Source organism: Bosea vaviloviae (genome assembly GCF_001741865.1).
Lineage (GTDB): Bacteria > Pseudomonadota > Alphaproteobacteria > Rhizobiales > Beijerinckiaceae > Allobosea > Allobosea vaviloviae.
In genome coordinates this window covers 5,022,151-5,043,843 of sequence record NZ_CP017147.1, presented here as the reverse complement: position 1 = coordinate 5,043,843, position 21,693 = coordinate 5,022,151, and the positions used below count along the sequence as shown (strand labels likewise).

General features: G+C 63.3%; 34 protein-coding genes. 32 read left to right on the top strand and 2 right to left on the bottom strand.

Annotated features, from left to right (window positions below):
• Positions 1-52 precede the first annotated feature (52 nt).
• Both BHK69_RS23175 and BHK69_RS23170 read right to left on the bottom strand, forming a co-directional pair.
• Positions 53-1,039: an OmpA family protein gene (locus tag BHK69_RS23175; RefSeq protein ID WP_069692160.1), complete on the bottom strand. Its 987-nt coding sequence runs from the start codon at positions 1,037-1,039 to the stop codon at positions 53-55.
• Positions 1,036-1,575: a hypothetical protein gene (locus tag BHK69_RS23170; RefSeq protein ID WP_148663552.1), complete on the bottom strand. Its 540-nt coding sequence runs from the start codon at positions 1,573-1,575 to the stop codon at positions 1,036-1,038. Before BHK69_RS23170 ends, BHK69_RS23175 begins: the two co-directional genes overlap by 4 nt.
• 438 nt (positions 1,576-2,013) lie before the next feature.
• Here BHK69_RS23170 and rpsL point away from each other — a divergent pair, with 438 nt between their 5' ends.
• The 32 genes from rpsL to BHK69_RS23010 all read left to right on the top strand — a co-directional run bounded on the left by rpsL (position 2,014) and on the right by BHK69_RS23010 (position 21,604).
• Entirely contained in the window at positions 2,014-2,385 is a 372-nt protein-coding gene (gene rpsL, locus BHK69_RS23165) for a 30S ribosomal protein S12 (RefSeq protein ID WP_038358286.1), read from the top strand.
• A gap of 72 nt (positions 2,386-2,457) precedes the next feature.
• Positions 2,458-2,928 (top strand): 30S ribosomal protein S7, encoded by a 471-nt coding sequence (rpsG, locus tag BHK69_RS23160; RefSeq protein ID WP_069692158.1) that lies wholly within the window; start codon positions 2,458-2,460, stop codon positions 2,926-2,928.
• Between the two features lie 34 nt (positions 2,929-2,962).
• A complete protein-coding gene (gene fusA / locus BHK69_RS23155) occupies positions 2,963-5,038 on the top strand; it encodes an elongation factor G (RefSeq protein ID WP_069692157.1) in 2,076 nt (691 codons plus the stop codon).
• 54 nt (positions 5,039-5,092) lie between these two features.
• Complete coding sequence (gene tuf, locus BHK69_RS23150) at positions 5,093-6,283, top strand: elongation factor Tu (RefSeq protein WP_069692156.1); 1,191 nt, start codon at positions 5,093-5,095, stop codon at positions 6,281-6,283.
• A 67-nt stretch (positions 6,284-6,350) separates the two neighbouring features.
• Positions 6,351-6,659, top strand: coding sequence for a 30S ribosomal protein S10 (rpsJ, locus tag BHK69_RS23145; RefSeq protein ID WP_043237115.1), 309 nt, complete (start codon positions 6,351-6,353; stop codon positions 6,657-6,659).
• A gap of 125 nt (positions 6,660-6,784) precedes the next feature.
• Positions 6,785-7,510 (top strand): 50S ribosomal protein L3, encoded by a 726-nt coding sequence (gene rplC, locus BHK69_RS23140; RefSeq protein ID WP_069692155.1) that lies wholly within the window; start codon positions 6,785-6,787, stop codon positions 7,508-7,510.
• Positions 7,510-8,130 carry a 50S ribosomal protein L4 gene (gene rplD / locus BHK69_RS23135; RefSeq protein WP_069692154.1) on the top strand — a complete coding sequence of 207 codons (621 nt, stop codon included), beginning with the start codon at positions 7,510-7,512 and terminating at the stop codon, positions 8,128-8,130. The genes rplC and rplD overlap by 1 nt, the downstream gene beginning before the upstream one ends.
• Positions 8,127-8,438, top strand: coding sequence for a 50S ribosomal protein L23 (locus BHK69_RS23130; protein WP_069692153.1), 312 nt, complete (start codon positions 8,127-8,129; stop codon positions 8,436-8,438). The genes rplD and BHK69_RS23130 overlap by 4 nt, the downstream gene beginning before the upstream one ends.
• A 16-nt stretch (positions 8,439-8,454) precedes the next feature.
• Positions 8,455-9,297, top strand: coding sequence for a 50S ribosomal protein L2 (gene rplB, locus BHK69_RS23125; protein ID WP_069692152.1), 843 nt, complete (start codon positions 8,455-8,457; stop codon positions 9,295-9,297).
• 8 nt (positions 9,298-9,305) lie between these two features.
• On the top strand, positions 9,306-9,584 hold the full coding sequence (gene rpsS / locus BHK69_RS23120) for a 30S ribosomal protein S19 (protein ID WP_069692151.1): 279 nt from the start codon (positions 9,306-9,308) through the stop codon (positions 9,582-9,584).
• Positions 9,585-9,587: 3 nt separating this feature from the next.
• Entirely contained in the window at positions 9,588-9,971 is a 384-nt protein-coding gene (gene rplV / locus BHK69_RS23115; protein ID WP_069692150.1) for a 50S ribosomal protein L22, read from the top strand.
• A gap of 10 nt (positions 9,972-9,981) precedes the next feature.
• Entirely contained in the window at positions 9,982-10,695 is a 714-nt protein-coding gene (gene rpsC, locus BHK69_RS23110; protein ID WP_069692149.1) for a 30S ribosomal protein S3, read from the top strand.
• A gap of 18 nt (positions 10,696-10,713) precedes the next feature.
• On the top strand, positions 10,714-11,127 hold the full coding sequence (gene rplP, locus BHK69_RS23105) for a 50S ribosomal protein L16 (RefSeq protein WP_069692148.1): 414 nt from the start codon (positions 10,714-10,716) through the stop codon (positions 11,125-11,127).
• An 11-nt stretch (positions 11,128-11,138) separates the two neighbouring features.
• Positions 11,139-11,351, top strand: coding sequence for a 50S ribosomal protein L29 (rpmC, locus tag BHK69_RS23100; protein ID WP_069692147.1), 213 nt, complete (start codon positions 11,139-11,141; stop codon positions 11,349-11,351).
• A 12-nt stretch (positions 11,352-11,363) separates the two neighbouring features.
• Positions 11,364-11,606: a 30S ribosomal protein S17 gene (rpsQ, locus tag BHK69_RS23095; protein ID WP_069692146.1), complete on the top strand. Its 243-nt coding sequence runs from the start codon at positions 11,364-11,366 to the stop codon at positions 11,604-11,606.
• A gap of 106 nt (positions 11,607-11,712) precedes the next feature.
• Positions 11,713-12,081, top strand: a complete 369-nt coding sequence (rplN, locus tag BHK69_RS23090) for a 50S ribosomal protein L14 (protein ID WP_069692145.1) — start codon at positions 11,713-11,715, stop codon at positions 12,079-12,081.
• Positions 12,081-12,398 carry a 50S ribosomal protein L24 gene (gene rplX / locus BHK69_RS23085; RefSeq protein WP_069692144.1) on the top strand — a complete coding sequence of 106 codons (318 nt, stop codon included), beginning with the start codon at positions 12,081-12,083 and terminating at the stop codon, positions 12,396-12,398. Before rplN ends, rplX begins: the two co-directional genes overlap by 1 nt.
• The gene (rplE, locus tag BHK69_RS23080; RefSeq protein WP_069692143.1) at positions 12,391-12,957 is read left to right on the top strand and encodes a 50S ribosomal protein L5; all 567 of its coding nucleotides are present in this window, start codon (positions 12,391-12,393) and stop codon (positions 12,955-12,957) included. Before rplX ends, rplE begins: the two co-directional genes overlap by 8 nt.
• Positions 12,958-12,993: 36 nt before the next feature.
• Positions 12,994-13,299 (top strand): 30S ribosomal protein S14, encoded by a 306-nt coding sequence (gene rpsN / locus BHK69_RS23075; protein ID WP_066612317.1) that lies wholly within the window; start codon positions 12,994-12,996, stop codon positions 13,297-13,299.
• Between the two features lie 12 nt (positions 13,300-13,311).
• Positions 13,312-13,707, top strand: a complete 396-nt coding sequence (gene rpsH, locus BHK69_RS23070; RefSeq protein WP_083269633.1) for a 30S ribosomal protein S8 — start codon at positions 13,312-13,314, stop codon at positions 13,705-13,707.
• A gap of 33 nt (positions 13,708-13,740) precedes the next feature.
• Positions 13,741-14,274: a 50S ribosomal protein L6 gene (gene rplF, locus BHK69_RS23065; protein ID WP_069692141.1), complete on the top strand. Its 534-nt coding sequence runs from the start codon at positions 13,741-13,743 to the stop codon at positions 14,272-14,274.
• 5 nt (positions 14,275-14,279) lie between these two features.
• A complete protein-coding gene (rplR, locus tag BHK69_RS23060) occupies positions 14,280-14,645 on the top strand; it encodes a 50S ribosomal protein L18 (protein WP_069692140.1) in 366 nt (121 codons plus the stop codon).
• Positions 14,646-14,817: 172 nt separating this feature from the next.
• Positions 14,818-15,378, top strand: a complete 561-nt coding sequence (rpsE, locus tag BHK69_RS23055) for a 30S ribosomal protein S5 (protein ID WP_069692139.1) — start codon at positions 14,818-14,820, stop codon at positions 15,376-15,378.
• Positions 15,379-15,388: 10 nt separating this feature from the next.
• Positions 15,389-15,583 carry a 50S ribosomal protein L30 gene (rpmD, locus tag BHK69_RS23050; protein WP_069692138.1) on the top strand — a complete coding sequence of 65 codons (195 nt, stop codon included), beginning with the start codon at positions 15,389-15,391 and terminating at the stop codon, positions 15,581-15,583.
• A gap of 13 nt (positions 15,584-15,596) precedes the next feature.
• The gene (gene rplO, locus BHK69_RS23045) at positions 15,597-16,094 is read left to right on the top strand and encodes a 50S ribosomal protein L15 (RefSeq protein WP_069692137.1); all 498 of its coding nucleotides are present in this window, start codon (positions 15,597-15,599) and stop codon (positions 16,092-16,094) included.
• 94 nt (positions 16,095-16,188) lie between these two features.
• Positions 16,189-17,526: a preprotein translocase subunit SecY gene (secY, locus tag BHK69_RS23040; protein ID WP_069692136.1), complete on the top strand. Its 1,338-nt coding sequence runs from the start codon at positions 16,189-16,191 to the stop codon at positions 17,524-17,526.
• Positions 17,526-18,104 (top strand): adenylate kinase, encoded by a 579-nt coding sequence (locus tag BHK69_RS23035; RefSeq protein ID WP_069692135.1) that lies wholly within the window; start codon positions 17,526-17,528, stop codon positions 18,102-18,104. The genes secY and BHK69_RS23035 overlap by 1 nt, the downstream gene beginning before the upstream one ends.
• A 240-nt stretch (positions 18,105-18,344) precedes the next feature.
• Positions 18,345-18,713 carry a 30S ribosomal protein S13 gene (gene rpsM, locus BHK69_RS23030; RefSeq protein WP_069692134.1) on the top strand — a complete coding sequence of 123 codons (369 nt, stop codon included), beginning with the start codon at positions 18,345-18,347 and terminating at the stop codon, positions 18,711-18,713.
• Between the two features lie 126 nt (positions 18,714-18,839).
• Entirely contained in the window at positions 18,840-19,229 is a 390-nt protein-coding gene (gene rpsK, locus BHK69_RS23025) for a 30S ribosomal protein S11 (RefSeq protein ID WP_043237079.1), read from the top strand.
• A 146-nt stretch (positions 19,230-19,375) separates the two neighbouring features.
• Positions 19,376-20,392: a DNA-directed RNA polymerase subunit alpha gene (locus BHK69_RS23020; protein WP_069692133.1), complete on the top strand. Its 1,017-nt coding sequence runs from the start codon at positions 19,376-19,378 to the stop codon at positions 20,390-20,392.
• Between the two features lie 130 nt (positions 20,393-20,522).
• Positions 20,523-20,939 (top strand): 50S ribosomal protein L17, encoded by a 417-nt coding sequence (rplQ, locus tag BHK69_RS23015; RefSeq protein ID WP_069692132.1) that lies wholly within the window; start codon positions 20,523-20,525, stop codon positions 20,937-20,939.
• A 113-nt stretch (positions 20,940-21,052) separates the two neighbouring features.
• A complete protein-coding gene (locus BHK69_RS23010) occupies positions 21,053-21,604 on the top strand; it encodes a sugar O-acetyltransferase (RefSeq protein WP_069692131.1) in 552 nt (183 codons plus the stop codon).
• The last annotated feature ends 89 nt before the right edge of the window (positions 21,605-21,693 follow it).

Sequence of the window (21,693 nt, the reverse complement as noted above, 5' to 3'; positions counted from 1 at the left end):
GGGCGGAGCCTCACGGCTCCCCCCTATCCCGATCTGGGGCATACTGGACCTGTTATTGCGGCAGCAGCTCCACGCGGCGGTTCTTCGCGCGGCCATCCTCTGTCGTGTTGCTGGCGACTGGTGCGAGAAGGCCGAGACCGGCTGCGCGCAGTCGGCCTGGCGCGATGCCGTGAGTCTTGGCGAGCTCGGCGACGACCGTCGCGGCACGCGCCTGCGATAGCTTCTGATTGGATTCCACCCCGCCGACATTGTCGGTGTGGCCCACGACATGGACGCTCTGGGTGGGATTCGCCTTGAGAAATTTCGCGATCTCGTCGAGCGTCGGCCGCGAACCGGGCTGGAGCGTCGCCTTGTTGAAGTCGAACAACAGGCCGTAGAGAGCGACCTTGCCGGCTTGGTCCAGACTGCGGGCAATCTCGGCGGCCGAGACCAGCACCATCTGCTGTTTCAGTGCGCCGGATTCGAGCATGTCGACGCGCACCACCACCTGGCCCTTCTGCAGGCGCGTTCTGGGGTGATGGCCGTCCTTGTACTCGACGATGAAGATCGCAAGATGCATCTTCACGCCGTTCTCCTCCTTTTCTGCGGCGATATAGCGGGCCTCTTCCGGGCTGTAGCCGAGGAGCGCCCCGCCTGGTCCTTCATTCTCGAAGACCTTCCCCATCAGCCAGCCGACCTCGGCCTGCTTGGCCTCGAACAGGAATGTGAAGCCCTTGTCGGCCAGCTCGACGCGGTAGTTGCGGGAGACCTCCGCGGCGGACGGGCCTGGCGGCACGACATAGGCGCTGCGGCTGAGCCGGCCCTCCAGATCGAGTTTGGTCGCAAACTGGCCGCGCTTGGCGGTGAAGTCGTAACCTTTGACTGTCCCGGTCGGCAGGATGTATTCGGCGAAGTTCTTGCCGTCGCATTCGAGTATCTCGGAACGCTCGAAGCGCTTGAGGCCGGCAAGGTCGCGGCAGCCCTTGGCGTCGGCCGCGACGACGGGGCCGACAGCGAGCAGTAGCAGCGTCGTGGCGGCAAGGAGACGGATCGGGTTCATGGCTGGGCGCTCCTACGGCGGGGCTGCATTAGGGGGCTCGGCACGGCGTAATCGCCATATTCAATCGTCTGATAGCTGTCGTCGCCGAGGACGACGCGGCGCGGCAGGCCGTCTGCGCGTCCGATCCAGACTTCCGATGTGCTCGTGCCGCCCGGACTCAAGGGGTTGGTCTGCGTGAAGGTGTATCGATCGACCTGAACGCCGTGGCGGGTGTCCGCCGTCGGCCCCTTGCAGTTCGAGGGTGGAAACTGCTTGAGCGCACTTTCGGCGAGATCGCGCCTGCGGGCGCTGGTCATGGGCACCGTGCGCCACGGGCCGTCGCCGTACTCTCGCACATACATTGCCTCGCGTAGTGAGATCGCTTCGGTCATCACCGTCTCGGCGCCTGCGGATCCTTGCAGCGTGCGCTGACGAACGCCGGGCTGGTCGGCCACGGCGAGCATCGCTTTGATGATCGTGTCGCAGACGGGAGTGGCATGCGCGCCGCCGCCGTCCATGAGCAGCAGAAATACGATACAAGGCAGTCTCATGTACATGTCGATACGAACCTCTCGCTGCGTCACCATGGCCCGCGAGGAGAGGGCTGTGAAGCTACGTCGCCACGCGTTACACGTTGGTCGCGGCAGCTTTCATTCAGGTTCAATCACGCCGAGGCATAAACGCTTGCCATTCAGGGGTTGACGCGACTCGGGTTGCGAGTCATAAGCGCGCCACTGTCGAAGGTTGTCGGACACGTTTGTCGCTTGCCTCGTTGCGAGCGAATGTCGCGACCGAAACGCCTTCGGAATTCCAGCGTCGATTGACGACATGGTGAGAAGCATGAATGCGGAGTGATCCGTGTTCCTCTGCTGGCGAATGCGCCTGAGGTTTCCCTGCCGGGAACCGATGGCGCAGTTTCGTTTGTGCCGTGGCTTCGCTTGATCTGGGCCGTCGATTTAGAGATTTCCAAACGCTCAGTGGAGCGAGAGGCCAGAATGCCGACAATCAGCCAGCTCATTCGCAAGCCGCGTTCGCCCGTCAAGGCGCGCAACACCGCTCCGGCGCTTGAATCCTGCCCGCAGAAGCGCGGCGTCTGCACGCGCGTTTATACGACGACGCCGAAGAAGCCGAACTCCGCGTTGCGTAAGGTCGCCAAGGTGCGCCTGACCAACGGCTTCGAAGTGATCGGCTATATTCCTGGTGAGGGTCACAACCTCCAGGAGCACTCGGTCGTCATGATCCGCGGCGGCCGCGTCAAGGACTTGCCCGGCGTGCGTTATCACATCCTTCGCGGTGTGCTCGACACGCAGGGCGTGAAGAACCGTAAGCAGCGCCGTTCGAAGTACGGCGCCAAGCGTCCGAAGTGAGTTCTGCCAGACTGGCGGGGCGATGAGCCCCAGCCTGTTCGCAGCTTTTGAGATTTGACCGGAGACTAGACGATGTCCCGCCGCCATAGCGCTGAAAAGCGTGAGATCATTCCCGATCCGAAGTTCCACGATATCATCGTGACGAAGTTCATGAATTCGGTGATGTACGAAGGCAAGAAGTCGACCGCCGAGCGGATCGTCTACGGCGCCTTCGAGATCATTGAGGGCAAGCTGAAGAGCGACCCGCTCGCCGTCTTCAAGACCGCGCTCGAGAATGTCGCCCCGGCGATCGAAGTCCGTTCGCGTCGCGTCGGCGGCGCCACCTACCAGGTTCCGGTCGAGGTTCGCACCGAGCGCCGTCAGGCGCTGGCGATCCGCTGGCTGATCACGGCTGCTCGCGGCCGCAACGACAAGACGATGGTCGAGCGGCTCTCTTCGGAGCTGATGGATGCCGCCAACAACCGCGGAAATGCCGTGAAGAAGCGTGAAGACACGCACCGGATGGCGGAAGCCAACCGCGCCTTCTCGCATTATCGCTGGTAACCGTTCGTCAGACTGAGAAAGACAGAGCGCTCCTATGGCACGCACTCATCCCATCGACCGATACCGCAATTTCGGCATCATGGCGCATATCGACGCCGGCAAGACGACGACGACCGAGCGCGTGCTGTATTATACCGGCAAGTCGCACAAGATCGGCGAAGTCCATGACGGCGCCGCCACCATGGACTGGATGGAGCAGGAGCAGGAGCGTGGCATCACGATCACCTCGGCTGCGACCACCTGTCTGTGGCGCGACCATCGCCTGAACATCATCGACACCCCCGGCCACGTCGACTTCACCATTGAAGTCGAGCGTTCGCTGCGCGTGCTCGACGGTGCCGTCTGCGTGCTCGACGGCAACCAGGGCGTCGAGCCCCAGACCGAGACCGTCTGGCGCCAGGCCGACAAATACGACGTGCCGCGCATCGTGTTCGTCAACAAGATGGACAAGACCGGCGCCGATTTCTATCGCTGCGTCCAGGACATCATCGATCGCGTCGCCGGCAAGCCCGTGTGCCTGCAGATCCCGATCGGTGCCGAGTCGGATTTCGTCGGCGTCGTCGACCTGATCAAGATGAAGGCGATCGTCTGGAACGGCGAAGCGCTGGGCGCGTCCTTCGAAGAGAAGGAGATCCCCGCTGATCTCGCCGACAAGGCCGCCGAGTATCGCAACAAGCTCGTCGAAGCCGCCGTCGACATGGACGATGTGGCGATGGAAGCTTATCTTGAAGGCACCGAGCCCGACGCCGAGACGCTGCGTAAGCTGATCCGCACCGCGGTCCAGCGTCGCGCCTTCCATCCCGTGCTCTGCGGTTCGGCCTTCAAGAACAAGGGCGTCCAGCCCCTGCTCGACGCGGTCGTCGACTTCCTGCCCTCGCCGGTCGATCGTGGCGAGATCAAGGGCATCGACTTCAAGACCGAGGAAGAGACCGTTCGTCACCCGACGGACGAGGATCCCTTCTCCATGCTCGCCTTCAAGATCATGGACGACCCCTTTGTCGGCACCATCACCTTCTGCCGCGTCTATTCGGGCAAGGTCGAGACCGGCGCGGGCGTCATCAACTCGACCCGCGACAAGAAAGAGCGTGTCGGCCGCATGCTGCTGATGCACGCGAACAACCGTGAAGACATCAAGGAGGCTTTCGCCGGCGACATCGTCGCCTTGGCCGGCCTCAAGGACGTCCGCACCGGCGACACGCTGTGCGACCCCGTCAAGGCTGTCATCCTGGAGCGTATGGAATTCCCCGAGCCGGTCATCACGATCGCGATCGAGCCGAAGTCCAAGGCCGACCAGGAGAAGCTTGGCCTGGCTCTGGCGAAGCTTGCCAACGAGGATCCCTCGTTCCGGGTTTCGACCGACCAGGAGAGCGGCCAGACCATTCTCAAGGGCATGGGCGAGCTGCATCTCGACATCAAGGTCGACATCCTGCGCCGGACCTACAAGGTGGACGCCAATATCGGCGCCCCCCAGGTGGCCTATCGCGAGACGATCACCAAGAAGGCCGAGATCGACTACACCCACAAGAAGCAGACCGGCGGTACCGGCCAGTTCGCCCGCGTCAAGCTGGTGATCGAACCGAACGAGACCGGCAAGGGCTTCGAGTTCGAGTCGAAGGTCGTCGGCGGAACGGTTCCGAAGGAATACATCCCCGGCGTCGAAAAGGGCCTGAACTCGGTCATCGGCTCCGGCGTGATCGCCGGCTTCCCGGTCGTCGACGTCAAGGTCACGCTGATCGACGGCGCGTTCCACGAGGTCGACTCCTCGGCGCTCGCCTTCGAAATCGCCTCGCGCGCCGCTTTGCGCGAAGGTCTGCAGAAGGGCGGCTCCGTGCTGCTCGAGCCGATCATGAAGGTCGAAGTGGTGACCCCGGAAGACTATACCGGTTCGGTCATCGGCGATCTGAACTCGCGTCGTGGCCAGATCCAGGGCCAGGATATGCGCGGCAATGCGGTCGTCGTGAATGCGATGGTCCCGCTCGCCAACATGTTCGGCTACGTCAACCAGTTGCGCTCGTTCAGCCAGGGACGCGCCAACTACACGATGCAGTTCGACCACTACGAGCAAGTGCCTTCGGCGGTCGCCGCCGAGGTCCAGGCCAAGTACGCCTGAACCGACAAAACTATTCGCTGAACATTGAAAACGACCTGACGGACGGAGGCTACGATGGCCAAAGAGAAATTCGCGCGCACGAAGCCGCATTGCAACATTGGAACGATTGGTCACGTTGACCATGGCAAGACGTCTTTGACGGCAGCGATCACGAAGGTTTTGGCCGAGTCTGGCGGTGCCACGTTCACGGCGTATGACCAGATCGACAAGGCGCCGGAAGAGAAGGCCCGTGGCATCACGATCTCGACGGCTCACGTCGAGTACGAGACGGTTGCGCGCCACTATGCGCACGTCGACTGCCCCGGCCACGCCGACTATGTGAAAAACATGATCACGGGCGCGGCGCAGATGGACGGCGCGATCCTGGTTGTGTCGGCAGCTGATGGCCCGATGCCGCAGACCCGCGAGCACATCCTGCTGGCGCGCCAGGTCGGTGTTCCCGCGCTGGTGGTGTTCATGAACAAGGTCGACCTGGTCGACGACGCCGAGCTGCTCGAGCTGGTCGAGATGGAGATCCGCGAGCTTCTGTCGAAGTACGACTTCCCGGGCGACGACATCCCGATCACCAAGGGTTCGGCGAAGGTTGCGCTGGACAATGGCGACAAGACCATCGGCCATGACGCGGTGCTGGCGCTGATGAAGACGGTCGACGAGTACATCCCGCAGCCGGCGCGTCCGCTGGACCTGCCGTTCCTGATGCCGGTCGAGGACGTGTTCTCGATCTCGGGTCGCGGCACGGTCGTGACGGGTCGCGTCGAGCGCGGCATCGTCAAGGTCGGTGAGGAAATCGAGATCGTTGGCCTGAAGGACACGGTCAAGACGACGGTGACGGGCGTCGAGATGTTCCGCAAGCTGCTCGACCAGGGCCAGGCCGGCGACAACATCGGCGCGCTGCTGCGCGGCACGAAGCGCGAGGACGTGGAGCGCGGCCAGATCCTGTGCAAGCCGGGTTCGGTGAAGCCGCACACCAAGTTCAAGGCCGAGGCCTACATCCTGACCAAGGAGGAGGGCGGTCGTCATACCCCGTTCTTCACCAACTACCGCCCGCAGTTCTACTTCCGCACGACGGACGTGACCGGCGTGGTGCACCTGCCTGAGGGCACCGAGATGGTGATGCCTGGCGACAACATCGCCATGGAAGTGCACCTGATCGTGCCGATCGCGATGGAGGAGAAGCTGCGCTTCGCCATCCGCGAAGGCGGCCGCACCGTCGGTGCCGGCGTCGTCGCAAGCATCATCGCGTAACGCGTTTTCGTGAGGGCGAAGGCCCTACCGGGCCTTTGCCTTTTCACGTCACGGAGAACACAAGACCATGAACGGTCAGAACATCCGGATCCGCCTCAAGGCGTTCGATCACCGCATTCTCGACGCTTCGACGCGCGAGATCGTGTCGACGGCCAAGAGGACGGGCGCCCAGGTCCGCGGGCCCATCCCGCTGCCCACGCTCATCGAGAAGTTCACGGTCAACCGCTCGCCGCACATCGACAAGAAGTCGCGCGAGCAGTTTGAGATGCGGACCCACAAGCGGGTTCTCGATATCGTCGACCCGACCCCTCAGACGGTTGACGCCCTGATGAAGCTTGATCTCGCCGCCGGCGTCGACGTCGAAATCAAGTTGTAAGTTGACCATGGTCCAGACGACGATCCGATATTCCCGTCGTCCGGCCATGTTCTGATTTTTAGCCGGGTCCTCTGTCTCCTGCGTTTTGGCAGGATGAACATGACCCCAAGGGAAGGTATGCACCGATGCGTTCCGGTGTGATTGCACAGAAAGTCGGGATGACCCGCATCTTCACGGATGCCGGCGAACATATCCCGGTCACCGTGCTGAAGCTCGATAACTGCCAGGTTGTCGCGCATCGTACGGTTGAGAAGAACGGCTATGTCGCCGTTCAGCTCGGGTCGGGCTTGGCCAAGGTCAAGAACGTCTCGAAGGCTGAGCGCGGGCATTTCGCCGTCGCCAAGGTCGAGCCCAAGCGCAAGATCGTCGAGTTCCGCGTCAGCGACGACGCGTTGATCCCGGTCGGCGCCGAGCTGACGGCTGACCACTTCGTCGTCGGCCAGTTCGTTGACGTCAGCGGCACGACCATCGGCAAGGGCTTCGCCGGCGGCATGAAGCGCTGGAACTTCGGCGGCCTTCGCGCCACGCACGGTGTTTCGGTCTCGCATCGCTCGATCGGTTCGACCGGTGGCCGTCAGGACCCGGGCAAGACCTTCAAGAACAAGAAGATGCCGGGCCATCTCGGCGCCGAGCGCGTCACCACGCAGAACCTGCGCGTCGTCCAGACGGATGTCGAGCGCGGCCTGATCCTGGTCGAAGGTGCGGTTCCCGGTCATGCCGGTGGCTGGATCCACGTCCGCGACGCCGTCAAGCGCGCGCTGCCCAAGGATGCGCCCCTGCCGGGCAAGTTCAAGGTTGCCGGCGGCGAAACGCAGGCTCCCGCGACCGAGACCGTTGAGGAGAACGCGTGATGAAGCTCGATATCACCACCCTCGAGGGCGGCTCTGCCGGCTCCGTCGAATTGTCGGATGCGATCTTCGGCCTTGAGCCGCGCGCCGACATCCTGGCCCGCATGGTGCGCTATCAGCTCGCCAAGCGCCGCGCCGGGACGCACAAGTCCAAGGGCCGCTCGGAAGTCGATCGCACCCGCAAGAAGATCTACAAGCAGAAGGGCACCGGCGGCGCTCGCCACGGCGCAGCTTCCGCTCCGCAGTTCCGCGGCGGCGGCAAGGCCTTCGGCCCGATCGTGCGCGACCATGCGCATGATCTGCCCAAGAAGGTCCGCGCTCTGGCTCTTCGTCATGCGCTCTCGGCCAAGGCCAAGGGTTCCGAGATCATCATCATCGATGATGTGAAGCTCTCCGAGCCCAAGACCAAGCTGCTGCTCGGCCACTTCAGCAAGCTGGACCTGTCCAGCGTGCTGGTGATCGGCGGCGCCGAGATCGACGTGAACTTCGGCCTGGCCGCGCGTTCGATCCCGAATGTCGACGTCCTGCCGATCCAGGGCATCAACGTTTATGACATCCTGCGTCGCGACAAGCTCGTCTTGACTCGCGCGGCTGTCGATGCGCTGGAGGCGCGCTTCAAATGAGCCAGGCTGCAAAGAATCTGGATCCGCGCCACTACGACGTCATTCGTAGCCCGGTGATCACCGAGAAGGCGACGATGCTCTCCGAGCATAACAAAGTCGTCTTCGAGGTCTCCAAGACTGCGACCAAGCCGCAGATCAAGGCCGCGATCGAAAAGCTGTTCGACGTCAAGGTGAAGAGCGTCAACACGCTCGTCACCGAAGGGAAGATGAAGGTCTTCCGTGGCCGCCTCGGCCAGCGTTCGGACGTCAAGAAGGCAATCGTGACGCTCGAAGATGGTCATTCCATCGACGTGACCACGGGTCTGTGAAGGGAGGATCTGCATCATGGCTTTGAAGAGTTTCAAGCCGACCACGCCGAGCCTTCGCCAGCTCGTGATCGTCGACCGCAGCGAGCTCTATAAGGGCAAGCCGCTCAAGGTGCTGACCGAGGGCAAGTCGTCCTCGGGCGGCCGCAACAATCTCGGCCGCATCACCGTCCGCTTCCGCGGCGGCGGTCACAAGCGCACGCTGCGCCTGATCGACTTCAAGCGTCGTGGCAAGGATGGCATTCCGGCCGTGGTGGAACGGATCGAATACGATCCCAACCGCACCGCCTTCATCGCGCTGATCAAGTACAGCGACGGCGAGCAGGCCTATATCCTGGCCCCGCAGCGCCTCGCCGTCGGCGACAGCGTGATCTCGGGCCCGTCGGTCGATGTCAAGCCTGGCAACGCCGCCCCGATGGGCACGCTGCCGATCGGCACCATCGTCCACAATGTCGAGCTCAAGATCGGCAAGGGCGGGGCGCTGGCGCGGTCTGCGGGCAACTACGCCCAGATCGTCGGCCGCGACCAGGGCTATGTCATCGTCCGTCTGAACTCGGGCGAGCAGCGCCTGATCAGCGGCCTGTGCTATGCGACTGTGGGCGCGGTTTCCAACCCCGACCACATGAACCGGAATGACGGCAAGGCAGGGCGTTCGCGCTGGCTCGGTCGTCGTCCGCATAACCGCGGCGTCTCGATGAACCCTGTCGACCATCCCCATGGCGGCGGCGAAGGCCGCACCTCCGGTGGTCGTCACCCGGTTACCCCCTGGGGCAAGCCGACCAAGGGTAAGAAGACCCGCTCGAACAAGCGGACCGATACGTTCATCGTGTCGAGCCGTCACGCCCGCAAGAAGAAGAACTGAGGTCCGTCATGGCGCGTTCGCTTTGGAAAGGTCCGTTTGTCGACGGATACCTTCTGAAAAAGGCCGAGGTTGCCCGTTCGGCGGCTCGGTCTGAGGTCATCAAGATTTGGAGCCGTCGCTCCACGATCCTTCCGCAGTTCGTCGGTCTGACGTTCGGCGTCTACAACGGCCACAAGCATGTGCCGGTGTCCGTGTCCGAGGAGATGGTGGGCCATAAGTTCGGCGAGTTCTCGCCGACGCGCACCTTCCACGGCCACGCCGCCGACAAGAAGGCGAAGAGGAAGTAAGCCATGGGAAAAGCATCCTTCCCCCGTGCGCTGCCTGACAACGAAGCCGTTGCGATTGCTCGCAACCTTCGCGTCAGCCCGCAGAAGCTCAACCTCCTCGCCCAGCTGATCCGTGGCAAGAAGGTCTCGACTGCGCTCGCCGACCTCGAATTCTCGCGCAAGCGGATTTCGCTGGACGTGCGCAAGTGCCTTCAGAGCGCGATCGCCAACGCTGAGAACAACCATGATCTCGACGTCGATGATCTCGTCGTGGCGCAGGCCTTCGTCGGCAAGGCGCTGGTCATGAAGCGTTTCCACGCTCGCGCCCGCGGCCGTGGCGCCCGCATCCTGAAGCCCTTCGCCAACATCACGATCGTGGTGCGCGAAGTCGCGGCGGCCAAGGCCTGAGGAGAGAACGATGGGTCAGAAAATCAATCCGATCGGGCTTCGCCTCGGCATCAACCGCACCTGGGATTCGCGCTGGTTCGCGCAGAAGGGTGAGTACGGCAAGCTTCTGCATGAGGATATGGCGATCCGCGCCGCCCTCATGAAGCTGCTGAAGCAGGCTGCGATCTCCAAGATCATCATCGAGCGTCCGCACAAGAAGTGCCGCGTCACCATCCACTCGGCTCGTCCGGGCGTGGTGATCGGCAAGAAGGGCGCCGATATCGAGAAGCTGCGCAAGACGGTGATGACGCTCACCAAGGCCGATGTTGCCATCAACATCGTCGAGGTGCGCAAGCCCGAGATCGACGCGACCCTGGTCGCCGACTCGATCGCGCAGCAGCTCGAGCGCCGCGTCGCGTTCCGTCGCGCCATGAAGCGGGCCGTTCAGTCGGCCATGCGTCTGGGCGCCGAGGGCATCCGCATCAACTGCTCGGGCCGCCTCGGCGGCGCCGAAATCGCGCGTCTGGAATGGTATCGCGAAGGTCGCGTGCCGCTGCACACGCTGCGCGCCGATGTGGATTATGGTGTGGCGACTGCCTTCACCACCTACGGCACGTGCGGCATCAAGGTCTGGATCTTCAAGGGCGAGATCCTCGAACACGACCCGATGGCCCAGGACAAGCGCATGGCAGATGAAGGCAGCAGCCGTTCCGGCGGTGGCCATCGTCGTGACCATGCCGCGTAAGGCTGATCGAGAAGAGCCATGTTGCAACCAAAGAAGACTAAGTTCCGCAAGCAGTTCAAGGGGCGCATTTCCGGCGTCGCCAAGGGCGGCACGGATCTGAATTTCGGCCAGTTCGGCCTCAAGGCGCTGATGCCGGAACGCGTCACCGCGCGCCAGATCGAGGCGGCTCGCCGCGCGATCACGCGTGCCATGAAGCGCGCCGGCCGTGTCTGGATCCGAATTTTCCCGGACGTGCCGGTTTCGAAGAAGCCGACCGAAGTCCGCATGGGCAAGGGCAAGGGCGCGCCTGAATTCTGGGCAGCCAAGGTCAAGCCGGGCCGGATCATGTTCGAGATCGACGGCGTGCCGGAAGAGACCGCGCGCGAGGCCATGCGCCTCGGCGCAGCCAAGCTGCCGATCAAGACCCGCTTCATCCAACGCATCGCCGAGTAAGGGAGGACGACATGAAGACCGCAAAACGCCTGTCCGACCTGAAGGTCATGAGCGTGGATCTGCTGCAGGAAGAGCTCCTGAAGCTGAAGAAGGAGCAGTTCAACCTGCGTTTCCAACGCGCCACCGGCCAGCTCGAGAATACCGCTCGGGTCACCGAAGTGCGCAAGGATATCGCCCGCATCAAAACACTGCAGCGGTCCAAGACCGCCGCAGTGAGCGCCTGAGGAGTTTGAGACATGCCGAAGCGCGTGCTGCAGGGCGTCGTCGTCAGCGACAAGCAAAATAAAACAGTTGTGGTGAAGGTCGAGCGGCGCTATACGCACCCGCTCCTCAAGAAGACCGTTCGCCGCACGAAAAACTATCATGCCCACGACGAGGCTCAGGTCTCGAAGGTTGGCGATCAGGTCTGGATCGAGGAGTCCAAGCCCATTTCCAAGTTGAAAAACTGGGTTGTGCTCGACAACGCTCCCAAGGCGTAAGTCAAATTTGAGGCCAGGGGGCGATCGACCCCCGTCAGTCGTAGTCCCGGCGGCGCTAATGCCTGCCGGGAAACCGCGCTGATATGCATATGGAAGGATCAAGGCCATGATCCAGGTGCAGACGAATCTCGAGGTCGCGGATAACTCCGGCGCCCGTCGTGTGATGTGCATCAAGGTTCTCGGCGGGTCGAAGCGGCGTTACGCCCGCGTTGGCGACATCATTGTCGTTTCGATCAAGGAAGCCATTCCCCGCGGCCGCGTGAAGAAGGGCGACGTCATGAAGGCGGTCGTCGTTCGCACCGCCAAGGACGTCAAGCGCGCCGATGGTTCGGTGATTCGGTTCGACCGCAATGCGGCCGTTCTGATCAACAACCAGAAGGAGCCTGTCGGCACTCGTATCTTCGGACCGGTTCCGCGCGAACTTCGCGCCAAGAACCACATGAAGATCATCTCGCTTGCGCCAGAGGTGCTGTAATGGCTGCGAAGATCAAGAAGGGCGACAAGGTCGTCGTGCTGGCCGGCCGTGACAAGGGCAAGGCCGGTGAAGTGCTCCAGGTTATCCCGAAGGATGCCCGCGCCGTGGTGCGTGGCGTCATGATGGTCAAGAAGCACACCAAGGCTTCTGCCCAGTCGGAAGGCGGCATCATCTCCAAGGAAGCCACCATCGACCTGTCGAACCTCGCCGTGGCCGATCCCAAGGATGGCAAGCCGACTCGCGTCGGTTTCAAAGTTCTGGACGACGGTCGCAAGGTCCGTTTCGCCAAGCGTTCGGGGGATCTGATCGATGGCTGAGAATCAGCAGGCGGCTCTCACGCCGCGTATGAAGCAGCATTATGAGGACGTGGTCCGTCCGGCGATGATCGCCGAGTTCGGCTACAAGAATGCCATGGAAGTGCCGACCATCGAGAAGGTCGTCATCAACATGGGTGTCGGTGAAGCGACGGCCGACCGCAAGAAGGTCGACAACGCCGCCGGCGATCTCGCCCTCATTGCCGGCCAGCGGCCGGTCATCACCAAGTCCCGCCTCGCCATCGCCGGCTTCAAGCTGCGCGAGAATATGGCGGTCGGCTGTAAGGTCACGCTGCGCAAGACCAAGATGTTCGAGTTCGTTGACCGGCTCGTCACCATCGCCTTGCCTCGTGTCCGCGACTTCCGGGGCCTCAACCCCAAGTCGTTCGACGGGCGCGGCAATTTCGCGCTCGGGATCAAGGAGCACATCGTGTTTCCTGAGATCAACTACGACAAGGTCGACGCCGTGTGGGGTATGGACGTGATCGTCTGCACGACTGCGAAGTCGGACGACGAGGCACGCGCCTTGCTCAAGCACTTCAACTTCCCGTTCCGGCAGTGAGCCTTACCGCTCATACGCGGAAACCAGGAGAGATCGATGGCTAAGAAAAGCTCCGTCGAGAACAACAACCACCGCAAGGCTCTCGTGAAGAAATTCGCGGGCAAGCGCGCGCGGCTTCTCGCGATCGCCAATGACGACAGCCAGTCCATGGACGAGCGGTTCCTCGCTCGCCTCAAGCTGGCTGAACTGCCGCGCAATTCGGCTCCTACCCGGGTGCGCAACCGCTGCGAAGTCACGGGGCGTCCGCGCGCCGTTTACCGCAAGCTGAAGATGTCGCGCATTGCCTTGCGCGAGCTCGGCAACAAGGGGCTGGTTCCCGGCCTCGTCAAGTCGAGCTGGTGAGGAGGACGCATCGTGATCATTGATCCGCTTGGAGATATGCTGACCCGCATCCGCAATGCGCAGATGCGGCGCAAGTCGCGCGTTTCGACGCCTGGTTCGAAGCTCAGGGCCCGTGTGCTCGACGTGCTTCAGACCGAGGGCTACATCCGTGGCTACACCCAGACCGAGTTCGGCAATGGCCGGACCGAGTTCGATATCGAGCTGAAGTACCACGAGGGGCAGCCGGTCATCCGGTCGATCTCCCGTGTGTCGAAGCCCGGCCGCCGCGTCTATTCTTCGGTGGAGACGATGCCGCGCGTGGCCGATGGCCTTGGCGTGACCATCATCTCGACGCCGAAGGGTGTGATGCCCGATCATCTTGCCCGCGAGCAGAACGTGGGCGGCGAAGTGCTTTGCAAGGTCTTCTGACCTTCCGCGCCGCTCATTTTCAGGAGAAATCCAATGTCTCGTATCGGTAAGAAGCCTGTTCCGGTTCCCGCTGGCGTCACCGCCAACGTCGCCGGCCAGCTCGTCAAGATCAAGGGCTCGAAGGGGGAACTCTCCTTCGAGGTGCCGGAGGACGTCTCGGTCGCCATGGACAATGGCGCCATCGCCGTCCAGCCGCGCTCGCAGACCAAGCGTGCTCGCTCGCTCTGGGGCACCTCGCGTGCTCGTGTCGCCAATCTGGTGCTGGGCGTCACCACGGGTTTCGAGAAGAAGCTCGAGATCAACGGCGTCGGCTACAAGGCCGCCGTCAATGGCAAGGTGCTCAAGCTGTCGCTCGGCTACAGCCACGACATCGACTATCCGATCCCGGAAGGTGTCGCGATCGTCACGCCGAAGCCGACCGAAATCGTGATCACCGGCATCGATAAGCAGGTGGTCGGCCAGACCGCCGCCGAGATCCGCGATTATCGCGGCCCCGAGCCCTATAAGGGCAAGGGCGTCAAGTACGCCGGCGAATTCATCTTCCGCAAGGAAGGGAAGAAGAAGTAAGCGCCATGAGCAGCAAGCAGACAGAAAACACTGCGCGCCGTCGGGCTCGCGTCCGCCGCGCCATCAAGGCGGTCGCCAATGGCCGCGCTCGCCTGTCGGTGCACCGCACCGGCAAGCAGATCTACGCCCAGGTCATCGACGACACGAAGGGGGTCACTCTCGCTTCGGCTTCGTCGCTGGACAAGGACATCCGCGCCGACATCAAGTCGGGTGCGAATGTCGAGGCCGCGACCGCGATCGGCAAGCTGATCGCCGAGCGCGCCGTCAAGGCGGGTGTGAAGGACGTGGTCTTCGATCGCGGTTCCTACATGTATCACGGCCGCGTCAAGGCGCTGGCCGAGGCGGCCCGCGAGGGCGGCCTGAACTTCTGACGCGCATTCCGTTCGGCCGGAAACGGCCGGACGAAAGCTGAAGAACTGAGCGTGTTCCTGTCGAGATGTGGAATCCACTCTCGCAGGGCACGCTTCAACGTCGTTCCATCCGGAACGCTCGAGCGAGCGGCGAACGCCTTGGAGCGTCGTCCGCGCAAGTAAGAGGACTAAAATGGCGAGAGAACCTCGTGACCGCGATCGCGAAGAGCGCGATTCGGAATTCGTGGACAAGCTGGTCCACATCAACCGCGTCGCCAAGGTGGTGAAGGGTGGGCGTCGCTTCGGCTTCGCCGCGCTCGTCGTCGTCGGCGATCAGAAGGGCCGCGTCGGCTTCGGCCACGGCAAGGCCCGCGAAGTGCCGGAAGCGATCCGTAAGGCGACTGAGGCCGCCAAGCGTGGTCTCGTCCGCATTCCGCTGCGCGAAGGCCGCACGCTCCATCACGATGTCCAGGGCCGTCACGGCGCTGGCAAGGTCGTGCTGCGCGCTGCCCCGGCCGGTACCGGCATCATCGCCGGCGGCCCGATGCGCGCCGTCTTCGAGGCGGTCGGCATGCAGGACGTGGTGTCGAAGTCGCTCGGCTCCTCGAACCCCTACAACCTCGTCCGCGCGACGTTCGACGCGCTGAAGAACGAGGACAGCCCGCGCGGCGTCGCCGCGCGTCGGTCCCTGAAGGTTTCGGCCCTGCAGACGCGTCGTCGCGATGCTGGCACCGATGCCGCGGCCGAAGTGTGAGGGTGGGATCATGGCAAAAGCTGAAACCACCGTCGTCGTCGAGCAGATCGGTAGCCCGATCCGCCGCGAGGCTTCGCAGCGCCAGACCCTGATCGGTCTTGGCCTGAACAAGATCCGCCGGCGCTCGACCCTGGTCGACACGCCCTCCGTGCGTGGCATGATCGACAAGGTCAGGCACCTCGTCCGCGTCATCGACGTGAAGTGAGGGGAATCGTCCGATGAAACTCACAGACATTCGTGACAACGAAGGCGCGCATAAGTCGCGCATCCGTGTCGGCCGCGGTATCGGCTCCGGCAAGGGCAAGACCGGCGGACGCGGCGTCAAGGGCCAGAAGGCTCGTGCCGGCGTGGCGGTCAAGGGCTTCGAAGGCGGCCAGATGCCGCTCTATCGCCGCCTGCCCAAGCGTGGCTTCCACAACCTGTTCTCCAAGGATCTGAACGAGGTCAATCTCGGCCGAATCCAGCAGGCAGTCGAAGCCGGCAAGCTCGACGCCAAGGGCGCGGTCACGATCGAGGCGCTTGTCGCCGCCGGCGTGATCACCCGTCAGGCGACCGACGGCGTCAAGATCCTGGGCGTCGGCGAACTCAAGGCGAAGCTCGCCTTCGAGGTGGCCGGTGCGTCGAAGTCGGCGGTTGCCGCCATCGAGAAGGCCGGCGGTTCGGTGAAGATCCTGGCGCCTGCGAAGATCCTGGCGCCTGCCGCTTCACAGGCGTGAGCCAAGCTCTTACATGAGCGTTTGCGAACGGCGGCCGGGCCAGAAGCCCAGGCCGCCGTTTGACTGTTTATGATACCATCCAAGGACCGGACGCATGGCATCGGCGGCTGAACAGCTTGCTTCAAACCTGAATTTCGGCGCGTTCGCCAAGGCGGATGAGCTGAAGAAACGCATCTGGTTCACGCTCGGCGCGCTGATCATCTACCGGCTCGGCACCTATGTCCCGCTGCCCGGGATGAATCCCGACGCCGTCTCGGATCTGTTCAAGCAGTCCCAGTCCGGCGTGCTTGGCCTGTTCAACATGTTTTCCGGCGGCGCGGTCGGCCGGCTCGCGATCTTCGCGCTTGCGATCATGCCGTACATCTCGGCCTCGATCATCGTGCAGCTGCTCTCCAGCGTGATCCCGACCTTCGAGGCGCTGAAGAAGGAAGGCGAGCAGGGCCGCAAGGTCCTGAACCAGTACACGCGCTACCTGACGCTGGTTCTCGCGGTCTTCCAGGCTTATGGCATCGGCGTCGGCCTGCAGGGCTCGGGCAATCTCGTGCTGGAGCCGGGTCCGTTCTTCCTGCTCTCGACCACGATCACGCTGGTCGGCGGCACGATGTTCCTGCTCTGGCTCGGCGAGCAGATCACCAGCCGTGGCATCGGCAACGGCACCTCGATGATCATCTTCTCGGGCATCATCGCCGAATTCCCGTCGCAGCTTGCCCAGACCCTCGAACTCGGCCGCCAGGGCGCGATCTCGACCGGCCTGCTGCTGCTGATCCTGGTGATGGCGATCTGTGTCATCGCCTTCTGCGTTTTCATGGAGCGCGCCCAGCGCCGGCTCCTGATCAACTATCCCAAGCGCCAGGTCGGCAACCGGATGTATGAGGGCCAGACCTCGTTCCTGCCGCTGAAGCTCAACACGGCCGGCGTGATTCCGCCGATCTTCGCGTCCTCGCTGCTGCTGCTGCCGACCACGATCGCGAGCTTCTCGCAGGCCTCGGGCGGCACGGGCCTCCTGTCGGTGATCGCGACCTATCTGGCCCATGGCCGGCCGCTGTTCATGTTCCTCTATGCGGCGCTGATCATCTTCTTCTGCTTCTTCTACACCGCGATCGTGTTCAATCCGGTGGAGACGGCCGACAATCTCAAGAAGCATGGCGGCTTCATGCCCGGCATCCGCCCGGGCGAGCGCACCGCCGAGCATATCGACCGGGTGCTGACGCGCATCACCGTGCTCGGAGCCGGCTATTTGACTATCGTCTGCCTTATCCCCGAGTTCATGATCACCTATGCCCAGATACCGATCATTCTCCTGGGCGGCACGTCGTTGCTGATCGTGGTGACGACGACGATGGATACCGTGGCGCAGGTTCACGGACATTTGCTGGCCCATCAGTATGAGGGGCTGGTCAAGAAGGCCAAGCTGCGAGGGGCGAAGCGCTGATGCGATTGATTTTCTTGGGGCCGCCGGGGGCGGGTAAGGGCACTCAAGCGGCGCGTATCGTCGAAGCGCACGGCATTCCTCAGCTTTCCACGGGCGACATGCTGCGCGCTGCCGTCGCCGCCGGTACGCCGATCGGCATCAAGGCGAAGTCGGTGATGGATTCCGGCGCGCTGGTTTCGGACGATATCGTCATCGGCATCGTCGCCGAGCGAATCGAGCATGCGGATGCCAAGAAGGGCTTCATCCTCGACGGCTTCCCGCGCACCTTGGCTCAGGCAGAGGCGCTCGACGCGATGCTGGCGTCCAAAGGGCTCAAGCTCGACAAGGTGCTGGAGCTCAAGGTCGACCAGACCAAGCTCGTCGACCGCATCGTCAAGCGCGCCGAAGAGGCGAGGGCGGCCGGGCAGCCGGTGCGCAAGGACGACGATCCTGAGGTCTTCAAGACCCGGCTCGAGGCCTATAATCGCGATACCGCGGTCGTCGCGCCCTATTACGCCAAGCGTGGGCAACTGACCGATATCGACGGCATGCAGCCGATCGACGCCGTGACTGCGGCGATCGAGAAGGCCTTGGCCTGATACTGATTTTTGCTTTGGCACGATTCTTGGTCGCGGCGGGTTGACTCGTTGCGCTCAAGCGACTAACGACCCGACTTCCGGTTTCATGCAGCGATGCCGACACCTTCGCAAGAGGGGACGGCGTCGCGTTTACGCATGTGACCGTTTCAACGCCTCGCAGAGGCCGGCCTCCACCGGCGCGAGGTTATTTTTCACCGCCGTCGCGCCATCGGGCGTCTCGGCCGACATGGAGAAGAGACCATGGCTCGTATCGCGGGCGTCAACATTCCCACCGGCAAGCGCGTCGTCATTGGCTTGCAGTACATCCACGGCATCGGCGCCCAGAAGGCCAAGGAGATCTGCTCCAAGGTCGGCATCGCTGATGAGCGCCGGGTCAACCAGCTGACCGACGCCGAAGTCCTGCAGATCCGCGAGACGATCGACCGCGACTACCTCGTCGAGGGCGATCTGCGCCGTGAAGTCTCGATGAACATCAAGCGTCTGATGGATCTCGGCTGCTATCGCGGCCTGCGCCATCGCCGCTCGCTGCCGGTTCGCGGCCAGCGCACGCACACCAACGCCCGTACCCGCAAGGGCAAGGCGAAGCCGATCGCCGGCAAGAAGAAGTAATTTCGGGCGAATAGCGAAATGGCGAGTGGCGAGTGGATTTGATCCGTTCGCTATTCGCCACTCGCCATTCGCTTTTCTACTCCCCAGCGCCTGGCATGACGGGCGCGCTCGAAGGATGAAAGACCTATGGCCAAGGAAGCCCAACGCGTTCGTCGCCGCGAACGTAAGAACATCGTCTCCGGCGTTGCCCATGTGAACGCCTCGTTCAACAACACCATGATCACCATCACCGACGCGCAGGGCAACACGATCTCGTGGTCGTCCGCCGGCACGATGGGCTTCAAGGGCTCGCGTAAGTCGACCCCCTATGCCGCCCAGGTTGCCGCTGAAGACGCCGCCCGCAAGGCTGCCGAGCACGGCATGCGCACGCTGGAAGTCGAAGTCACCGGCCCGGGTTCGGGTCGTGAGTCGGCGCTGCGCGCCCTGCAGGCTGCCGGCTTCACCGTGACCTCGATCCGCGACGTGACGCCGATCCCGCATAACGGTTGCCGTCCGCGCAAGCGCCGTCGCGTCTGACGTCTGACCCAAGGCATGATGCCGAAAAGCGGGGACCGGTTCTCGGCATCATGTTCTAGCTCTCGATTCTCTGGCGCCCGCACCGGCGGGCGCCTGTCCGGGGCGGCCCGCCGCCGCCATTGAATTCAAGCACCAGGAGTGCGGTCGTGATCAGCAAGAACTGGCAGGATCTGTCAAAGCCCAACAAGCTCGAAATCAAGGTCGGCGACGACCCGAAGCGTCACGCCACCGTGATCGCGCGCCCGCTGGAGCGCGGCTTCGGCATGACGCTCGGCAACGCGCTGCGTCGCGTGCTGCTCTCCTCGCTCCAGGGCGCGGCCGTCACCGCCGTCCAGATCGACGGCGTGCTGCATGAATTCTCCTCCATCCCCGGCGTGCGCGAGGACGTCACCGATATCGTCCTCAACATCAAGGCGGTCGCGGTCAAGATGCAGGGCGAAGGCCCCAAGCGCATGACCCTGCGCAAGACGGGCCCCGGCACCGTCACCGCCGGTGACATCAACACCATTGGCGACGTTTCGATCCTGAACCCCGATCTCGTGCTCTGCACGCTGGACGAGGGCTCCGAGATCCGCATGGAGTTCACCGTCAACACCGGCAAGGGCTATGTCCCCTCCGAACAGAACCGTCCGGAAGACGCGCCGATCGGCCTGATCCCGGTCGATAGCCTGTATTCGCCGGTCAAGAAGGTCTCCTACCGCGTCGAGAACACCCGCGAGGGCCAGAACCTCGATCGCGACATGCTGACCCTGCAGATCGAGACCAACGGCTCGGTCACCCCCGAGGACGCGCTGGCGCTGGCCGCCCGCATCCTGCAGGACCAGCTCGCCGTCTTCATCACCTTCGAGGAGCCGCGCAAGGAAGAGGCCGTTTCGACCGCGCCGCAGCTGCCCTTCAACCCGGCGCTGCTCAAGAAGGTCGACGAGCTCGAGCTGTCGGTGCGTTCGGCGAACTGCCTGAAGAACGACAACATCGTCTATATCGGCGACCTGATCCAGAAGTCGGAGGGCGAGATGCTGCGCACCCCGAACTTCGGCCGCAAGTCGCTGAACGAGATCAAGGAAGTGCTCGCCACCATGGGCCTCCATCTCGGCATGGACGTCACCGGCTGGCCGCCGGAGAACATCGAAGAGCTCGCGAAGCGCTTCGAGGAGCATTACTGAGACTGCGAATGGCGAGATGGCGAATGGCGAGTTGATCGTTCTTATTCGCCACTCGCCATTCACTATTCGCCCTATCACAACGAACGGCCGTACCGTGGCACGGCGGCCGTAAAATCAATGGAGAGCCAAAATGCGTCACGGTTTCCGCGGTCGTCGTTTCAACCGCTCGGTCGAGCATCGCAAGGCGATGTTTGCCAACATGTCCCAGGCCCTGATCAAGCACGAGCAGATCACCACCACGCTGCCGAAGGCTAAGGACCTGCGTCCGGTCGTCGAGAAGCTGATCACGCTCGCCAAGCGCGGCGACCTGCATGCCCGCCGCCAGGCGATCGCGCAGATCAAGGACGTCGCTCTGGTCGGCAAGCTCTTTGCGGTGCTGGGCCCGCGCTACAAGGAGCGCAATGGCGGCTATCTGCGCATCATGAAGGCGGGCTTCCGCTTCGGCGACAACGCTCCGCTCGCCGTGATCGAGTTCGTCGATCGCGATGTCGAGGCCAAGGGCAAGGATTCCGGCCCGGTCTTCACGGCGGAAGACGAGGCGGCCTGAGCCGTTTCTCTATCGCAGGCAATTTTGAAAGGGCGGTCTTCGGGCCGCCCTTTTTCGTTTCCATAGGTTCGTCGGATCCCGCAGCGCGGCGCAATGAGAAGGACAGCGAGCCCATGGAGCGAAGCGAGAAGGACAAGATGCTGGCGGGCGAGCTTTACGACGCCGGTGACGCCGAGCTGCAGGCCGCGCTTGCGGCCACCCGGGACTGGCTGGTGCGCTACAACGCGGCGCTCGCGACACCGACGCGGGAGCGCCGTATGCTGCTGGCGGAGCGCCTGGCGGCCGTAGGCGAGGGCAGCACCATCCGCCCACCCTTTCATTGTGATTATGGCTTCAACATCAGTGTGGGCGCAGGCGTCTTCCTGAACTTCAACTGCGTGATTCTCGACGTTGTCGCCGTGACGATCGGCGATCGGACGCAGATCGGGCCTGGTGTCCAGATCCTGACCGCCGATCATCCGCGCGATCCCGCCCAGCGCGAGGCGGGGCTGGAATTCGGGCGCCCCGTCACGATCGGCCGCAATGTCTGGATCGGAGGCGGTGCGTTGATTTTGCCTGGCGTCACGATCGGCGACGACGCGATCATCGGCGCGGGCAGCGTGGTCACGCGCGATGTTGCGACCGGTGCGACCGTGGTGGGCAATCCGGCGCGGCCGCTGCGTTGAGGGACTAACCGCCAAGGACTCGGCGAAGGAGATCGGGAAACGCGTTTCGTTCCATCGAGGGGTGGGCTAGCCTGCACGAAGGCCTGTCC